Source organism: Microbulbifer hainanensis (assembly GCF_014904735.1).
GTDB classification, from domain to species: Bacteria; Pseudomonadota; Gammaproteobacteria; order Pseudomonadales; family Cellvibrionaceae; genus Microbulbifer; species Microbulbifer hainanensis.
Genome location: NZ_JACZCR010000010.1, coordinates 25,717 through 42,361, shown reverse-complemented (window position 1 = coordinate 42,361; position 16,645 = coordinate 25,717). Strand labels below are relative to the sequence as shown.

Here is a 16,645-nt window from a genome sequence, read left to right as displayed (position 1 = left end):
TCTGGTTTAGCCGGGCGAGCGTTTATCCGATATATCGGTTGAAGCCATTTAAATTGCATATAGCACCGCCAGCAGCGAAGTCAGGTTTCGTTATGCGGTGTTATTGCGGAATTATATACCGCCATATTTCAAAAAACGCTCCGTTTGTTTTAAATGCGGGGCTCCCGTCTGTCATGTGTTGATGAATAGCCGCAGAGGTTTATTGAATGTTTCAGGAATACGATCAGATTGAGCAGCAAATTGCTGAACACCAGGCCAAAATCCAGGAGTTGCAGGAGCAGAAGGCGCAGGCCGAACGCAAGAAGGAAGGTGTTATCGCTTTTGATAAAGCGCTGATCAATCTGGCCGCCGAGTACCAGATGGAAGAAGAAGAGCTGTACGTTGCTCGCGGCGAGCAGATCGTCGACTGGCTGGTGGGCCAGCTCAATGACGAGGACGCTCCGGATTTCGTGCAGACGCTGAAGGCCCGCGTTGCGCGCTCGTTGAAAAAGGGCAGCGATGCACCGCGCCGCACCCGTCGCGCCGCTGCCAGCAAATCCGGCGAGCCCAAACTGGAAGTCGGCCACTACCGCAATCCCTATACCGGCGGAACCGTGGAAAAGAAAAAGCGCAATCCGAAGCAATTGAACCAGTGGGTTGAGGAGCATGGGCTGGAAACGGTAAAAGATTGGAAGATCTGATTGCTGTGATCATCGTTTGAAAAAAAAGCCCCGAATGGTGACATTCGGGGCTTTTTTTGCTTGCAGGCTAGTGAATTAAGTCGAATACGATCCTTGGTTTGGACGTTAGTGCGACAGCGATTCTGCCATCTGCGGATAGAGTTAAGTTTCCGCCTTTGATGCTCTCTTTATACTCTGAAATATGACCGCTATAGAGCGAATCCCCCGCTTGGTTATACAGCCAAATATCTGCGGCGCCTGAATTGTAATAGTCATCGGCGCCGGTGAGGATTTCACCGCTGGGGCCGGTTTCCACACAGCAAGGATAGGCTACTCCCGGGAAGTTCTGGAGTAGGGTGCCATCACTGGTATCAACTTTGTCAAAGCTATAATTAGCGCGTGAGATCGTATAAACAGCAGTACCGTCAAAACTCACGGCTAATTTATTCTTTGCGGAGATATCGGATCTCCGTGTCACAGATACTTCGCGGTTGAGGCTTGAGTAGCCTAAATCAAAGCAGCCAGAGCTACTACTAGTGGAACAATAGACGGTTCCATTTTCGCTGACATCCAAGTCCATACCATATGCTGAGTTGTGTTCAGTGGCATCCGTGATCAAGGATAGGTCATTGGCATCGACGACCTGCAGTCTGCCAAAAGTAGAGTATTGATCTTCTTTGTAGTAGGAGAACAGAAGCGGGTGACCGTTGGTGCGCCCGAATCGGACATAGACCGGTGCTTTAGCATAAGCCTTAGAAGTCGCCTGCCCGAGACTCAGATCATAGGCGGCGAGCATACTTTGCGCTGCGTCTGATGCAAACAGCTTTTGCCCGTCTCCGGAAATCGCCAGGGTGTCGATGGTGGCAACGGGCAGGGTGAAACTATCCTCCATCTGGCCGGTGTAGATGTTGTACGTGTCGACGCTATTGCCGCTTGCAACGTAAACGTAGGGCTTCACCGGATCGGCAACCAACACAGCGTAATCTGCATCTATTGAAATTTTTTGTTGCGGGGCTGTGCTGCCAACCCACAAACTCACGTAGATTGACTCTGTGTTCTCAATTGCGCTGTTACTGGAGCTGACGCTGACTACCGCGGTGTGCAGTGTATCGGCATCGAGCCCCGTTGGATCAGCGGTGACGGTGAGTGCGTTGCCGGTAACTCCGGAAGCGGTGACAGACAGCCAGTTGGCGCTGCTTACGGCACTCCAGCTTTCTCCATTTAATTGGTAGCTATCTCCGATTTTTACCGACTGACTCAGTACCTGCCTGTCCGGAAATGAGGAGAGGCCGATACCGTTATCGTGGACGACCAGCAGGTGACTGGAAGCCCTAACAGTAAAGTCGAATGAATCCTGGATCTCTTCGCCATCGACGGTGGTAGTGAACATCACAGTGCCGCTGTGCTCACCCTCGGTGAAATAGGCGGGGAGAAGTTCCAGTTTCAAATTCTGGCTGGTGCCGTCGACATCGATCTGTGCCGGGGCGTTCCAGGAATCTGCCAGCGGGAACTCCACGCGGATATCGGTGGCATAGCTGTTACTGCCGGTATTCAGACTTACCTGGTTGACCAGTTCGGTGATATCCCAGCCGAAGCTGGCGTCCAGTTCCTGCGAGGATTCCGCCACGGTGAACTGCGGCAACTGGATATCAAATGTGAAGTTGATCGTTTCCATATCGCCGGCATCGGTATCGATCACCGAGAAGCTTTGTGAAAGCGTGTCTACCGGAACCTGAGTCATATCCACAGTAAATACGATGGCGCCGTCGCCGTGGCCGCTGCTGACATCAGCAGTGATTCCAGGCGCAGTGATATCCTGCAGCTGCCAATCGAGGTTTTCCGCAGTGACATTCACCGTGTAGGTAAAGCTATTGTCCGAACTGCCGCGCACATAGGCGAAGTTGTGCGAGGCATTGACCAGCGCCAGCTTTGCCCACTTATCGGGATCGTAGGGGTAGTTGTCTTCGGTATCGACGTAGCCGTCATTGTCGTCGTCGGTATCGGCATTGTCACCGATGCCATCGCTATCGAAATCTGCCACCTCATTGGGGTCGGTAGGGAAGGCGTCGTTGCTGTCGGTTATGCCGTCGTTGTCATCATCAGTATCCGCATTGTTGCCGATACCATCGTTATCGGTATCCACGCTTTCGTTCGGGTCGTTAGGGAAGGCATCGTTGCTATCGGCAACGCCGTCACCGTCGCTATCCACAGACGTGTTGTCGCCACCGCTGCTTGAACTGGAGCTGCCACCCGAACTGGAGCTGCCGCCTGAGCTGGAGCTGCCGCCCGAACTTGAACTGCTACCCGAACTAGAACTGTCGCCGCCGGTAAATGGGCCGACGTAGTCGGTGAGTTGTAGATCGTAGTCGCTGTCGCGCAGGCGGGCGATGCCGAGTCCTTCGACGAAGGCGAAGAGATGGGAGATGCGCAATATCACTGTGGTACCGTCGATCTGGGCCTTGGCTTCCACATCCAGAGCCACAGTCTGCGCGTCAAAGTTACCATATGGTGTGGCTACGCCGAGCTTGCCCACGTAGAGCCGGTTGGCGGTATAGGTGAAATCTTGCTTGCCGTACTTGGGTGAGATGTCGGCAGTCCCGCTGTCGGACACATTGGCTTCATCGCCGTCGGCGAGGCCGTCCTTCCACAACAGTACCTTCTTGTTCAGGCGCAGGTCGACGGTGTAGGTGCCGACGCCATCGATGTACAGGTCGGGGGCATAGAAGCCCAGGTAATAAATACCGGTCTCGTTGGATAAGAAGTAATACTTGGCTCCACTGGGAAACACCAGTGCGCGAGCGTGCTCGCTACCAATGATCACGTCTTCAAAGTGTGTAGGAGCCGAGTCCCAGTTGTAGTAGAACTGCAGATCATCGTCAGCGGGGAGGTAGGCATTGTAAGACGCCGGTGTCTCACCGCCGGAGCTACTACTGCTACCCCCGCCACTGCTACTGCTGGCTTCGCCGCCGCCACCGGAACCGGCGGAGCTGTCACCGCCCCCACCGCCTCCGCCGCCACAGGCAGAAAGTACGAGCGTGATTGAAACTGCGAAAAGACCGCGAAGAAAAGAATGCAAAATGCAAAGTCCCCAACATACAGTGGCGTGGCGCTCCAAAGCGGCGCACGCGCTCGCGACTGGCGGAACAGCAGCCAAGCTAGCAAAAATGATGATGGTGGGACTGCGCAAAAAGGTGCTAAATATTTTTCTTTTTCATAATTTTCTGCGCGTGAAAACTATGCCGTCGGAGAGCTCTTCAGGTCAATGGTTGTGCAGTTACAGGAGGGGGAAGTGTGAGGAGGGTCGCAAACTGAGCGGTACTCTTGACCTCAGGGAACGAGTTCGCGTACGAACTCCGGTACCACTTGTGAAGCCGGTCCGCTGCGGTGTTCGGTAAAGGCATCGCCGACCTGGCTGCGCTCCAGATTCAGTTCCACGCTGTGTGCGCCAGCGCGGTTGGCCCACTCGACGAAACCCGCCGCCGGATAGACATTGCCTGATGTGCCGATACTGATGAACAGGTCGCACTCCATCAGCGCGCGGTAGATGCGATCCATATCCAGAGGCATTTCCCCGAACCAGACCACGTGGGGGCGCAACAGGCCTTTCTCTCCGACGTCATCGATACTCAGATCGCCACTGAGTGGGTAGGTCTCACCGGTCCAGCTGCAGCGGGCCTTCAGCAGTTCGCCGTGCATATGAATCAGGTTATGGCTGCCGGCGCGCTCGTGCAGGTTGTCGATATTCTGGGTGACCAGCAGGAATTCGCCGGGAAATTCCCGTTCCAGTTGCGCCAGTGCGATGTGCGCGGGATTGGGTGCTATGTCGCCGGATAGCAGCTGGCGGCGGCGCTCGTTGTAAAAGTGCTGCACCAGCTCCGGGTTGCGCTCGAAGGCTTCCGGCGTTGCGACATCTTCGACGCGATGGTTTTCCCACAAGCCGTCGGCGCTACGGAAAGTGCGGATACCGGATTCGGCGGATATGCCGGCACCGGTAAGAACGACGATACGTTGATATTTCATAAATGCAGATTTTGCGGCGGTGCGGGGGCGAACACAAGGTGCGCCCCTCCGGGATAAACCGTGCGCTGAATCAGTGCATTTTCAGGCGTGGTTTCACGAAGCGGTTGGCGTGGCCGACCAGGTAGATCAGCATTGCCTTGGGCCAGCCGTGCACCGCGGCCAGGTGCATCCGGTAGAGTGACCGGTACGCGAGTCCTGCGATGCGCCCTTCAATGGTCAGGCTGCCCTTGACCAGCGCGCCCATCAAATTGCCCACCGCCGTGTGTTTGCTCAGGGACACCAGCGAGCCGCGATCGCGGTAGCGGAATTTCTTCAGGGGCCGGCCCTCGATCATGGCGATCAGGTTGTACTCGGCTACGCCGGCCATCTGCTGGGCGGCCTGGGCGCGCGGTGGTACTTTCTGTTCATTGATGTCGATGCAGCCGGCGCAGTCGCCGAGCGCAAAAATTTTCGGATCGGTCACCGACTGCAGTTCGGAAGTTACTTCGATCTGGTTGAGTCGGTTGGCGGCGAGCCCGTCGAGTTGGCTGAGGAAATCCGCAGCCTTGACGCCGGCGGCCCAGACGCGAATGGAGGCCTGAATTTTTTCCCCGCTGGCCGTGGTCAGTCCATCCGCGGTGGCTTCGGCCACGGCACAACCAGTAATGACACGCACACCCAGCCGCGTCAGCTCGCGTTCGGCGTTGTTGCCGAGGCGCGGCGGCAGCGCCGGTAGCAGGTGCGGGCCCGCTTCGATCAGGGTCACCTCGAGTGAGCCGCGCGCGATATGGCCGTAATTGCCCATCTGCTTGGTTGCGTCCATCAGCTCCGCCGCCAGTTCCACGCCGGTAGCGCCGCCGCCGACGATGGCAATCTGCACCTTTTCCGCAGTGTGGGTTTCCAGCTGCAGGAAGCGGTCGAGCAGCAGGCGGTGGAAGCGCTGGGCCTGTTCGGTGCTGTCGAGAAATACGCAGTGTTCGCGCACGCCGGGCGTACGGAAATCATTACTCTGGCTGCCGAGGGCGAGCACCAGGTGGTCGTATTTCAGCTCGCGCGCTGGCACCAGCTGCTGTCCACTGTCGTCCATTACTGGCGCCAGTTCGATGACCTGTCGACTGCGATCCAGTTGTCGCAGGCTGCCGAGTTCGAATTTGAAGCCGTTGGCGCGGGCGTGCACCTGGTAATTGAGCGCGTCGAGACTGGAGTCCAGTGCCCCGGTGGCTACCTGGTGCAGCAGTGGTTTCCAGATATGGGTGCGGTTTTTGTCGACCAGGGTGATCTGTGCGGCGGGAGACTTGCGTCTGCGCTTGAGCAGCGGTGAGTAATTGAAGTAGTGGCCGAGCTTGGTAGCCAGTTGCAGGCCGCCGGCACCGCCGCCGACGATTACAATGTGTTTCATAAACTTTGGTCTTCCTGTCGATTACTAAAAGCCGACTCCCCAACTGTGAAGACCATTTTAATTGTTATGCCGCAGTATAAAGTCGCAGCTTTTGCTGCCACCAGTATCCTCCAGTGGCGCGGGTTTGGCAATTTATAAATGGGCGCCCTCGGCGACCTCGCGGGTCAGTTCCTGCCAGTCGGCACTGCGCAACAGGCGCACCGGCTGTTCAGCGCCTTTGCCGGGAGCCTCGACAATGCCGATGATCGCGGCCTGGCGCAAACCGGAGCGCTGCATTGCCACCACGCAGGCCTGCGCCTGCGGTGCGGGCACGGCGGCGAGCAGGCCGCCGCAGGTTTGCGGGTCGGCCAGCAGCGGCCACTGGGGCAGGTCCCGCCATTCCAGCGGGTTCTGAATCCGGTGATAGAAAGTCGCGTTCTGCGGATGCAGGCTGGATAGCCAGCCGTGTTCGGCGCAGTGGGCGGCGCCCGGGATCAGCGGCAGTCGTTCCGCAATCAGTGCCGCGCCCAGTTCGCCGTCGAGCATTTCCAGCAGGTGCCCGAGCAGGCCGAAGCCGGTGACATCCGTCAGCGCGCGGGCGCCGTGCTGGGCGCACAGCTCCGCGGCGCTGGCGTTGCTCTGCAACATGGTTTCCAGCGCTTTCTGTACCCAGCGGCCGCGGGCCTCGCCGAGCCCTTCGGCGGCGAGGATGGTGCCGACGCCCAGTGGCTTGCTCAGAATCAGACAGTCGCCGGCGCGCGCGCCGGTCTTTTCCAGCAGCTGCTCGCTATCGGCGAGACCGTTGACGGTCAGGCCCAGCTGCATTTCCGTGCCCTCGGCGGTGTGGCCGCCGGACAGGACGCACTGGTGCCTGTTGAGTTCGTGCACTGCGCCGTCGAGCAGTTGCTGCAGATCGCGGCGAGAGATTTCCGCCGCCGCCAGCGGCAGGGTAACGAGCGCCTGCGCGGCGATCGGGCGCGCGTGCATCGCGAACAGGTCGGACAGCGCGTGCAGTGCGGCGAGGCGGCCGAACAGCCAGGGATCCTCCACCGGCGCCCGCAACTGGTCGGAACTCTGTACCAGCAGTTTGTCCTCGGGCAGTTCCATCACCGCGGCGTCGTCGCCGGCACCGCGCAGCAGGAATGCCGACTTCTGCGGCGGCAGCTTGGCCAGCGCGCGGTGCAGCACATCGGCGCCCACCTTGGCACCGCAGCCGTTGCAGCGCATGGCCGACAGCGTCACCCCGCTGCGTTCATCAATAACCTGCTGGTGCGGGGCGAACAGGCGGGGGCGACGGTCCGTGTCCATGTCGACGGGCAGGGCGCTGAAACGCCGCATGAACGTGGTATCGATATGGTTTTTCCAGCGCCACAGGGCACCGCCGACCACGGCGATGCCGTTGCGCACAGCAATGGCGCGCTGCTCGCCACAGGAGAGCAGGCTGAGGAATTGCTTTTGCGGGCGGAATTCCTTCGCCGGCGCACCGGTCAGTGCCGCGCGCAGGTTGTGGAACAGCACCGGGCCCTGGCGCACGGCATAAACGCCGGCCTTGGGCAGGGGGTAAGGGGTAAAACTGGCCACGTCACCGGTGGCGAAGACATTGTCGCGCCCCTCGGCGCGCAGCGTTTTGTCTACCCGTACAAATCCCTGTGCGTCGAGGGTGAGGCCGGAATCCGCCAGCCACGGCGGCGCACAGGCATTGGTGGTGAGAAAGACTTCGTCGAGGGCCAGGGTTTCGCCGCTTTCAGCGCGCACGCCACGGTCGTCGATGGCCGCTACCGGCCAATTGCAGTGCAGTTTGACGCCTGAGCGGCGCAGCTCCCGCTCCATCAGCCGGCGCGCCATTAGCGGGTAGCCCTGGGGAACAGCGCCGCCGGCGTGAATCAGGTGTACTTCCACGCGTCCGGAATAGACCTGCTCTTCCAGTGCGTGGGCCATGGCCATGGCCAGTTCGCAACCGCCGGCGCCACCGCCGACAACCCCGAGTTTCAGCGAAGTGCGACTATTTCGGGCTTGTTCCTGCAGCTGTTGCCAGTGGCGATGGAAATGGCCGATGGGCTTGATCGGCATCGCCAGTTCCGAGCCGGGCAGATCCCGTGCGGGCGTTGCCCCCACGTCCAGGGACAGCAGGTCGTACTCCAGGTCGGGGCGACCGAGCAGGGAGATGCGCTGCGCGTCGGCATCGATCCGGTGGGCGCAGGCCTGGATAAACCGCGCACCGGCGGCGCGGCACAGGCGTACCAGATCGATGTGGGTTTCATCGAGGCTGTAGTGGCCGGCCACCAGTCCCGGCAGCATGCCCGAGTAGGCGGTTTGCACCTGCGGCGAGACCAGGGTCAGGCGCGCTCCGGGCAGCGGATTCATGGCCCACATGCGCAGCACCATGGCGTGCGCGTGGCCGCCACCGATCAGAACGATGTCCTGGTAATTGGGGTGCTGCTGCATGTTCTCCTGCCGGTCAAAAAATAGGATGCACTGCCGTTGCGAATTGCGCCGCAGTGATTGCGCTGTCTGTTGCCGCCGCACACTTTGCCGCTGGGTGAATAGTAGACAGCGGGATGCTGCCGGCGACCAATCGCGCGGCGCGGAAACGCATTATGGCGAAAGCCGGCGCCAGCGTACAAAAATACTGTTGGCGCTGGTCTTTAATTAGTGGGCCCAGTTGTATCTGCTGGTTGCGTAAATTTCTTTGCCGGCGCCAATTTCCATAATGCCCACGCAGTCCCGCCAGTTTGCCAAACCGCTTCGACGCCTGCTCTGGCTGCTGGTTGGCGGCGTGGTGTTGCTGGGCATTCTGTCGCTGGTCGCCTCGTCGATACTGCGCAATAAGCTGGAGCACTGGCTGACCGAGCGCGGCCTGGAAACGCAGATTGATTACCTGCAGGTCTCGATTCCGCGACTGAGTGTGGTTGCCCTCGGCATTCGGGCGCAAAATCGCGACGGGCGAGGTTTTCACGCCCGGGAACTGCTGCTGGATTACAGCTGGTGGCAGCTGTTGAGGGGCCGCCTGCAAATACAGAAGGTTGCCCTCGACGGCGCCTATATGGACCTGGAATCCGCGACCAGCGAGCACGGGCGGCTGTGGGAAGTGGGGGGCTGGGCCCTCGGGCACGGGGAGCGCCGCGACCGCGACCTGCGCCTGCTGTTCGAGCGGGTGCAGATTCGTGACAGCCAGCTGTGTTACCGCCACCGGCCGCAGTGGCCGACGCAGAGCTGTGTCAGCTTCGGCGACCTGCGCGCGCGGGACCTGCTGATCGCCATGCAGCGCCAGGGCGATGTGCCGCTGGCCCTGCAGATCGGCGCGGCGCGACTGCAGTTGCAGGACCTGCTGATGCGACCTGCCGAGGAGCGCCCCAATACCGCGCTGGTGAGCCTGGACCTGTCCGACGGCCTCTACACCCGCTCTGGCCACCGTATCACTGCAAAGGAAGTTTCCGTAACGCGTTTCGCCAGTTGCCCGCCGGAGCGCTGGGTCGCGGCGCTGCCAGCGCTGCGGCGCCTGGTGGGACACTGTGGCAGCGCCGGACAGTTGCAGCTGGCGGGTGACCTGCTGTTCAGTTTTGGCCGCGGTGCCGAGGTGCGCTGGCATCGCGCCAACGGCCAGAATATTGCGCTGCGCTACCGCAACCAGCGCTGGCAGAACTGGCGCGCGCAATCCCTCGCCATCGCCGACTTTGACTTTCTCCGCGACGCGCGCAGGCTGACCTGGCAGCGCGCCGGCGCCAGTGCATTCGACTGGTGCCCGGGTGGAATACGCAACCGTGATCACCACTACTGCGTGCGCGCCGGCACGCTGCAGCTAAAGGATCCGGTCACTTTCGACTGGAGTGAAAAGCTGAAAGTGACCGCCGGCCCCAGTCGCTTGCAACAGACGCAGTTGCTGGACCTGGCTGGAGCTAATCGCAATCCGGTTACCGTCCATCAGGCGCTGCTCGGCACGCTCGAATACGGCGGCAAAAACCGCACGCTGGAAATAGAGGGGGTGGAGCTGGAGAGCGCGAGCGGCTGCATTCCCGGATCGCTGTGGCAGCAGATGGATTACTGCGTGCGTCTGGTGGGGCTGCACAGCGCCGAGTCCTTGCAGTTGCGCTTCCTGTCGCGGCTGCAGAATCAGTCCTGGGGATTTGCCAGTGGGCCGCTAAAGCTCGCCGAGTTCAGGGCAACGCGTGATGACCATACACAGCTGCAATTGCAAAAACTGCACTGGCAGCGCATTGACCTGCAGGGTTCTCCGGGCGCCTCTGCCGCGCCGCTGCTGGTGCAGGACTTCGGCTTGCAGTCCCTGTCCGGTTGTCTGCCGGATGCTCTGCTACCCCGCCAGTGGCGACCACTGTGTGCGGACCTGAGTACGCTGGTCGGCAGCGGTAACTTCGCCTGGCAGGGAGGGGAAGAGGGGTACGTCATTCTCGGTGAGTTGCGAGCAGAGCGATTGCTGCTGGCAGACCGGTTAAACGGCGCCAAGGGACTGCTATTGCAACAGCTCCACACCGGTGAAGGCTATATGCGCCGCGACGCCGACGGCGACAACCCCTGGATAGATGCGGACCCAAATGCTGTGCCGACCGTGCCCGTGAGCGGGAGTCCGCCGGTTCCGGCAGAGGTTGTCGATGAAAAAGGCCTGCTATCGGAAGAGCGGGCACAAGCTCAGAAAAATGCCCCCTCTGCCAGCGGCAAAGAATCGCGGATAGCGGACATCGCCAGTCCCAACTTAAGCCTACAAAGCGCCTCCCTCAGTCGTTTGCAGGGCTGTCTACCGGAAACCTGGGCGCGATTGCTGTACAAACAGCCGCAACAGATGCCGGGCTGCTTCGATCTGCGCAACCTGCGCCAGCACAGTCCACTGGTGATCGCCTGGCAGGGTGGGCTCGACCTCGCCGCGGGGCAGTTGACGCTGGAACGTGCCGTGGCCAAAACCCCGCGCGAGCAAACACTGTTAGACCTCTCGGCATTACGCCTACCCAATGTGCGGATTCGTTATCTGCCCCAGTTGCAACATAGCGTATTCTGGTCGTTGCCAAATTTTTCCCTGAAATCGCTTTATGCCTGTCTGCCCGGCACGGTTCAGTCACCGGCGCTGGATATCCGTTGCGCCGAACTGCAAGAGCTGCAGATGGGCAAAAAATTCAATCTGACTTTCGACAGTCGCGAACTGCAGGCCGATTTAAGTGGCACTCTGGCACAGCGAATCTTGTTGTTGGGGCAAGACGAGCAATCTATTGCCGACATACAGAAGCTGCTGGCGCCGCAACTGGAAATTTTTTGGTCCCGCCGTGCCGATAAGTCTTCGCGAATAAAGTTCGACAATTTATCCATTGCATCGGTTCACGCGTGTTTACCTGAAAACAAAAAGCTGCGTGCGGGGCTGCCGCGCTGTATTTCCTCGTCGGAATTGCACTCGGTTGGCGAAAGCGGTCTCCGGTTTGGCCAAACGCTCTTCAAGGCATCGCCCGTGGCGCCGCCGCTGTGGAGTATCGAAGCCCTGTCAGTGAATAGATTTTCCCTGTCTCCGGATACGCTGGATCTACACGGGCTAGATATTCAGCAAATCCTGTTCTGTGGGATCCACGATCTGTTGCCCGGAGGTGCGCGTGAAAGTGGTATTGCAGATTGTATTACCGCGAAGGAACTGGACTTTTCTGGTGTCAGCCATATCGGACTGACACCATCGGTGGCACGGCTCGAGCTCGGAGAGCTGGAATCCCAGCCGATCGCCACCTGGCAGGAAACGGGTGAATATCTGCAGGCCGGTTTCCAGCGGCTGAGCTGGAAGAAACTGCGCTGGAATGGCGAGCCCGCTTTGTGGGTGAGCGACCTGGCGGTTGACGGTTTCCGCGGTTGTGCTCCGCAGCCGGTAATGCGCGTGACAATCGAGCTGCTCGAGGATATTACGGATCGGGAGGCCGGTTCCTGCTACGGCGTAAAAGAACTGCACCTGCGCGGTACCCAGAAATTATCGCTCGCTGCACCCTATTCCACTGATGGCTCCCTCGATCTGGTGGGGATCCATATTGGCAGGGGCGCGGACAAGCCGGTAGTGATTGAGCATATGCAGCTGGATCAAATCGCTTATGGGGGCGTGCCAATCGGCCATTTATCGGGAGCGAGCGGCTGCCTCGCCGCCGGTGTGTTGGGTGACTCGCGCCTCGCACCCTGTTACCGGTTCGGCGAGGTAGCGGTACAGAGATTTGATCGCGTCGATTCCCCCACGGGGCGGGCGACAATTCTGCACGGTTTGAAAATCGCCGGAGTACAACTGCAGCAGCGGGATTATCTTGGGAAGTTGCCCGCCCAGCTGTTGCAGTTGGAGCATGTCGCCGCCGAGCGTCTCCGCGTCGGTGGTGGAGCAATAGACGCCCAGCAGTTGGAGGTGCGAGGCGCTTCCAGCTGTATTCCCGAGGGCTATATCGTCGACATCAATCACTGTATCTCCATCGATGAACTGCAAACGAGTGGGAGCTACGTCACTGGCGAAAAACACCTCGCGCTGACAAAACTGCAGCTGCAGAATATTCAGTTGCTGTCCAGTGACGGGAGACAGCTGGTGAAGGGCGGCAGTGTCGCCATTGAGGGCCTGTCAAGTAATCGCGATCAGTTCTCCTTTGACTGGGCCGAGGCGGCAGACTTCGAATTCTTCAGTCGACGTAAGGGCGCGCCGGAATACCACCGCCATTCTGTGATCGGCCGGCTGGCGGGGCTGCGGGTCGAGCAGCTCGGGTACGACAGAATTCGCCGCCGGCTGGAGATTGCCAACGTCGACGCATTGCGCCCCCGTCTCTTACTGATGCGCAATCGCGCGGGGGAATACCCGATCCTGAAAGAGGTTGCCGCTCTGACAGGCGCGCCTCAGGGGCGTGCTGCACCGGTGGCCGAAAGTGCGCCTGCAGCTGAGCAAAGATTTCGCTATCACATCCAGGACCTCGACGTGCGCTACGGCACTTTCACCTGGGTCGATCGGCGCGGCCAGTACCGCGCGAGCTTGCCGATCAGAGCTATCTACCTGACCGTGCACGACATCAGCAATGAACCGGATGTTCCCCCCATGGTGGTGCTGCTGAATGGGCGTCCCGGCGGTTTCGGCGAGATACAGCTGGCCGGTACCATCGAATACCTCGACACGCACAAGTGGAATGCCGATCTCACCGGCTATATCGTCAACACCAGTCTGATACCGGCCGGGCCCTATATGGCGGAATTACTGGGCTACAAAATCCTGCAGGGACAGCTGGATGCGAAGTTTGATATACGCGTACGCGAAAATAAGTTGAAAGCCAATGCGGATATGAGGCTGGAAAAAATTAAGGTGCGCCGCGTGCGAGACGAGGATCAGCTGAAAGTAGAGCAGACATTCATTCCGTTGAATATCGCGCTATTGCTGATGAAAGACGGCAAAGGGAATGTCTATTTCAGCATGCCGGTGTCCGGTGAACTCTATGATCCCAAGTTTTCGTTCAGTTTTGTTTTCAGTGACCTGCTGCAAAATGCAATTATGACGGCGCTGTTCGGCTACTTCACTCCGCTCGGCCTGTACACGCTCTCCAAGTTTGCTTGGGCACGCTTCCGTGCAGTCCGTTTCGATCCCATAATTTTTGCACCGGGAAGTGCTGAACTCAGTGCCAAGGCGCAGCATCAGCTGCGTGAAGTTATCGAAGTACTGCGTGAGCGTCCCGACGCGAGACCGGGGATTTGCGGCATTGCCAACGCGCGCGATTGGCATGCACTCTACCCGAATTCAACGCCTGGGTTGGGTGGCACCCGTAAGGCGCGTGAATCATTTTACCGGTATCCGCCGCTCAATTTATATGAAGAATTTGAACGACTTGCGCTAGAGCGCAGTCGGAAGGTAGAGAGTTTCCTGCTGGATGCGGGAATAACTGCCGCCGAAATCATCCCCTGTGCACCGGACTACAATGGACGTGACTTTGACAAGCCGCGCGTCGAATTTTCCAGGTAACCACCACAATCGAGGAGGGCTATACCGTGAGCAAGAATCTCGCCCAGAAACTGATTGAATCCCATCTGCACAGTGGCTCGCTGGAGCCGGGCAGCCCGATCGAACTGAATATCGACCAGACCCTGACCCAGGACGCCACCGGCACCATGGTAATGCTGGAGTTCGAGGCGCTGGGCCTGCCGCGGGTGAAAACAGAAATCTCGGCCCAGTATGTGGATCACAACCTGCTGCAGACCGACTTCAAGAACGCCGACGACCATCTCTTCCTGCGCAGCGCCTGCCGCAAATACGGCGTCTGGTTTTCGCGCCCGGGCAATGGCGTGAGTCACCCGGTGCATATGTCCTGTTTCGGTATTCCCGGCAAGACCCTGCTGGGTTCCGACAGCCACACCTGTGCGGCCGGCTCCATGGGTATGCTGGCGATCGGCGCGGGCGGCCTGCAGGTGGCGCTGGCGATGGCCGGGCGCCCGTTTGCCCTGACCATGCCGAAAATTCTCGGTGTGCGCCTCGAGGGTGAATTGCCGCCCTGGGTCAGCGCCAAGGACATTATTCTGGAAATGCTGCGGCGGCAGTCGGTCAAAGGCTGTGTCAATAAAGTCGTCGAATATCACGGGCCCGGGCTGGCCAATCTCACCGCCATGGATCGCCACGTGATTGCGAACATGGGGCAGGAAATGGGTGCGACGGCCAGCGTCTTCCCCGCGGATGAGGTGGTGCGCGCCTTCCTGCGCCAGCAGCAGCGCGAGGAGGATTTCGTCGCCCTCGCTGCGGATGATGGCGCGGACTACGATGAGACGGACACCATCGATCTCGCCAGCCTCGAACCGCTGATCGCCTGTCCTTCGAGCCCCGACAAGGTGGTGCCGGTGCGGGACGTGGCGGGTAAAACCATTTACCAGAGTTACATCGGCTCCTCTGCCAACCCGGGGTTGCGGGATTTCGCCATCCCGGCGCGGATCGTCGAGGGCAGGCATGTGGACGACGCGGTTTCCTTCGATATCAATCCCACTTCGCGCCAGTTACTCGAAGAGATCAGTCGCAGCGGTGACCTGGCCAGGCTGCTGGAAGCGGGTGCACGTTTGCACCAGACCGGCTGCGGCGGCTGTATCGGCATGGGGCAGGCCCCTTCGAGTGGCGGTATCAGCCTGCGCACAGTGCCGCGCAATTTCCCCGGCCGCTCCGGCACGGCGGACGACCAGGTTTACCTGTGCAGCCCGGAAACCGCGACCGCCAGCGCGCTGACCGGGAAAATCACCGATCCGCGCGACCTGGATATGGACTATCCCAGCTTCACTGAGCCGGACCAGCTGCCGGACATGCGCCCGCTGCTGCTGGCACCGCAGGAAATTCCCGTGGAAGTAGAGCTGGTCAAGGGGCCCAATATCAAACCGCTACCGGAGTTTGATCCGTTGCCGGACGTATTGAGCGGCCCACTGTTATTGAAAGCCGGAGACAATGTCTCCACCGATGAGATACTGCCCGCCGGGGCGGAGATACTGCCGCTGCGTTCCAATATTCCCGCGATCAGTCGCTACACCTTCTCCCGTGTCGATGAAAATTTCTATCAGCGCGCGATGGACTTGAAGGGCGACTGCTTCGTGGTCGGCGGAGAGAATTATGGCCAGGGCTCCAGCCGCGAGCACGCGGCTATTGCGCCGCGCTATCTCGGCGTGCGCTGCGTGATCGCCAAGAGCATGGCGCGCATCCATCGCCGCAACCTGATCAACTTCGGCATTCTGCCACTGTTGTTCGAGCAGCCCGGGGATTACGACAAACTGGATCAGGACGCGGACCTGGAAATTGACGATCCGATTGCACAACTCGAACCGGGTAAGCCGGTGGAACTTAAAAACGTGACCAGTGGTGAAACAGTCCAGTTGAAACACGACCTGTCGGCAGAGGAAATCGAAACCCTGCAGTACGGTGGCCTGATCAACGAGGCGCGTAAAAAGCACCTGGACTGATTTTTTCGGGGTATGCTTCCTTGACTTGCTAAATGCGCATCGATTTAATCGCTGCGCATTTTTTGTTGGGGAAATTTGATGAATAACTACAAGAAGAAGGTTCTGGCCGGTATCGTTCTGGCGGCGGTGGCGAGTGCAGCCAGCGCGCATCAGGTCATTGATAGGGGAGCGGTTTACCGCAGCAGCTGGACTGCCAGCGGTGAGGTGATCAATTTCGATCCGGCGGTGGCGGCCTACAACGGTATCGCGGATAGTGGATTCGGTCTGGGTGTCGGCTATGCGGGGGAAAAGGGCTGGTTCAACTTCAGTGTCGGGGCCACATTCTTTTTGATCGATGACAAAAACGAATTCACCCAGCAGGTCGCAAACGACTGGACCGGCAACGAGTCCACCGAGGAATCCAGCATCGATGCGGGGTCCGTATATATCGATGCCGGTTTCCAGCTTCCCGTGAGCGACAGTTTTGTTGTCGGCCTGAACGGTGGTTACCGCTATTTCGATATCGATCGCGGTATCACCAATTGCCGTGACTGCTACAGCGAAGACGTCGGTGTCGAGAGTGACACCTACCTGAAACCCTTCGCGCGTATCGATTTCAACGGGCGTCTGTCCGGCGCGCTGGCCTATTACAGCTACGCCGGCGACAAGGGCGTGGAAGATTCCGTGCAGTTCGGGATGAATTTCCGTTTCTGAG

The 16,645-nt window shown here is 59.5% G+C and carries 8 protein-coding genes; 4 read left to right on the top strand and 4 right to left on the bottom strand.

Going from position 1 to position 16,645, the window contains the following annotated elements:
* Nucleotides 1-206: 206 nt before the first annotated feature.
* Nucleotides 207-680 carry a hypothetical protein gene (locus IG168_RS03720; protein ID WP_193161845.1) on the top strand — a complete coding sequence of 158 codons (474 nt, stop codon included), beginning with the start codon at nucleotides 207-209 and terminating at the stop codon, nucleotides 678-680.
* A 67-nt stretch (nucleotides 681-747) separates the two neighbouring features.
* Here IG168_RS03720 and IG168_RS03715 read toward each other — a convergent pair whose 3' ends face one another.
* The 4 genes from IG168_RS03715 to selD all read right to left on the bottom strand — a co-directional run bounded on the left by IG168_RS03715 (nucleotide 748) and on the right by selD (nucleotide 8,481).
* A complete protein-coding gene (locus IG168_RS03715; protein ID WP_226876503.1) occupies nucleotides 748-3,735 on the bottom strand; it encodes a thrombospondin type 3 repeat-containing protein in 2,988 nt (995 codons plus the stop codon).
* A 251-nt stretch (nucleotides 3,736-3,986) separates the two neighbouring features.
* Complete coding sequence (cobB, locus tag IG168_RS03710) at nucleotides 3,987-4,679, bottom strand: Sir2 family NAD+-dependent deacetylase (RefSeq protein WP_193161843.1); 693 nt, start codon at nucleotides 4,677-4,679, stop codon at nucleotides 3,987-3,989.
* 70 nt (nucleotides 4,680-4,749) lie between these two features.
* Nucleotides 4,750-6,057, bottom strand: coding sequence for an NAD(P)/FAD-dependent oxidoreductase (locus tag IG168_RS03705; RefSeq protein WP_193161841.1), 1,308 nt, complete (start codon nucleotides 6,055-6,057; stop codon nucleotides 4,750-4,752).
* Nucleotides 6,058-6,189: 132 nt separating this feature from the next.
* The gene (gene selD / locus IG168_RS03700) at nucleotides 6,190-8,481 is read right to left on the bottom strand and encodes a selenide, water dikinase SelD (RefSeq protein WP_193161839.1); all 2,292 of its coding nucleotides are present in this window, start codon (nucleotides 8,479-8,481) and stop codon (nucleotides 6,190-6,192) included.
* 265 nt (nucleotides 8,482-8,746) lie between these two features.
* Here selD and IG168_RS03695 point away from each other — a divergent pair, with 265 nt between their 5' ends.
* The 3 genes from IG168_RS03695 (at nucleotide 8,747) to IG168_RS03685 (ending at nucleotide 16,644) form a co-directional block, all read left to right on the top strand.
* Complete coding sequence (locus IG168_RS03695; RefSeq protein WP_193161836.1) at nucleotides 8,747-13,987, top strand: DUF748 domain-containing protein; 5,241 nt, start codon at nucleotides 8,747-8,749, stop codon at nucleotides 13,985-13,987.
* 26 nt (nucleotides 13,988-14,013) lie between these two features.
* A complete protein-coding gene (locus IG168_RS03690) occupies nucleotides 14,014-15,951 on the top strand; it encodes an aconitate hydratase (protein ID WP_193161834.1) in 1,938 nt (645 codons plus the stop codon).
* Nucleotides 15,952-16,029: 78 nt separating this feature from the next.
* Entirely contained in the window at nucleotides 16,030-16,644 is a 615-nt protein-coding gene (locus IG168_RS03685; RefSeq protein ID WP_193161832.1) for a hypothetical protein, read from the top strand.
* Nucleotide 16,645: the final 1 nt, after the last annotated feature.

Bases quoted from the DNA above. Each gene is read 5' to 3' on its own strand.
- IG168_RS03720 (WP_193161845.1), top strand. From the start codon at position 207: ATGTTTCAGGAATACGATCAGATTGAGCAGCAAATTGCTGAACACCAG.
- cobB (WP_193161843.1), bottom strand. From the start codon at position 4,679: ATGAAATATCAACGTATCGTCGTTCTTACCGGTGCCGGCATATCCGCC.
- IG168_RS03705 (WP_193161841.1), bottom strand. From the start codon at position 6,057: ATGAAACACATTGTAATCGTCGGCGGCGGTGCCGGCGGCCTGCAACTG.
- selD (WP_193161839.1), bottom strand. From the start codon at position 8,481: ATGCAGCAGCACCCCAATTACCAGGACATCGTTCTGATCGGTGGCGGC.
- IG168_RS03695 (WP_193161836.1), top strand. From the start codon at position 8,747: ATGCCCACGCAGTCCCGCCAGTTTGCCAAACCGCTTCGACGCCTGCTC.
- IG168_RS03685 (WP_193161832.1), top strand. From the start codon at position 16,030: ATGAATAACTACAAGAAGAAGGTTCTGGCCGGTATCGTTCTGGCGGCG.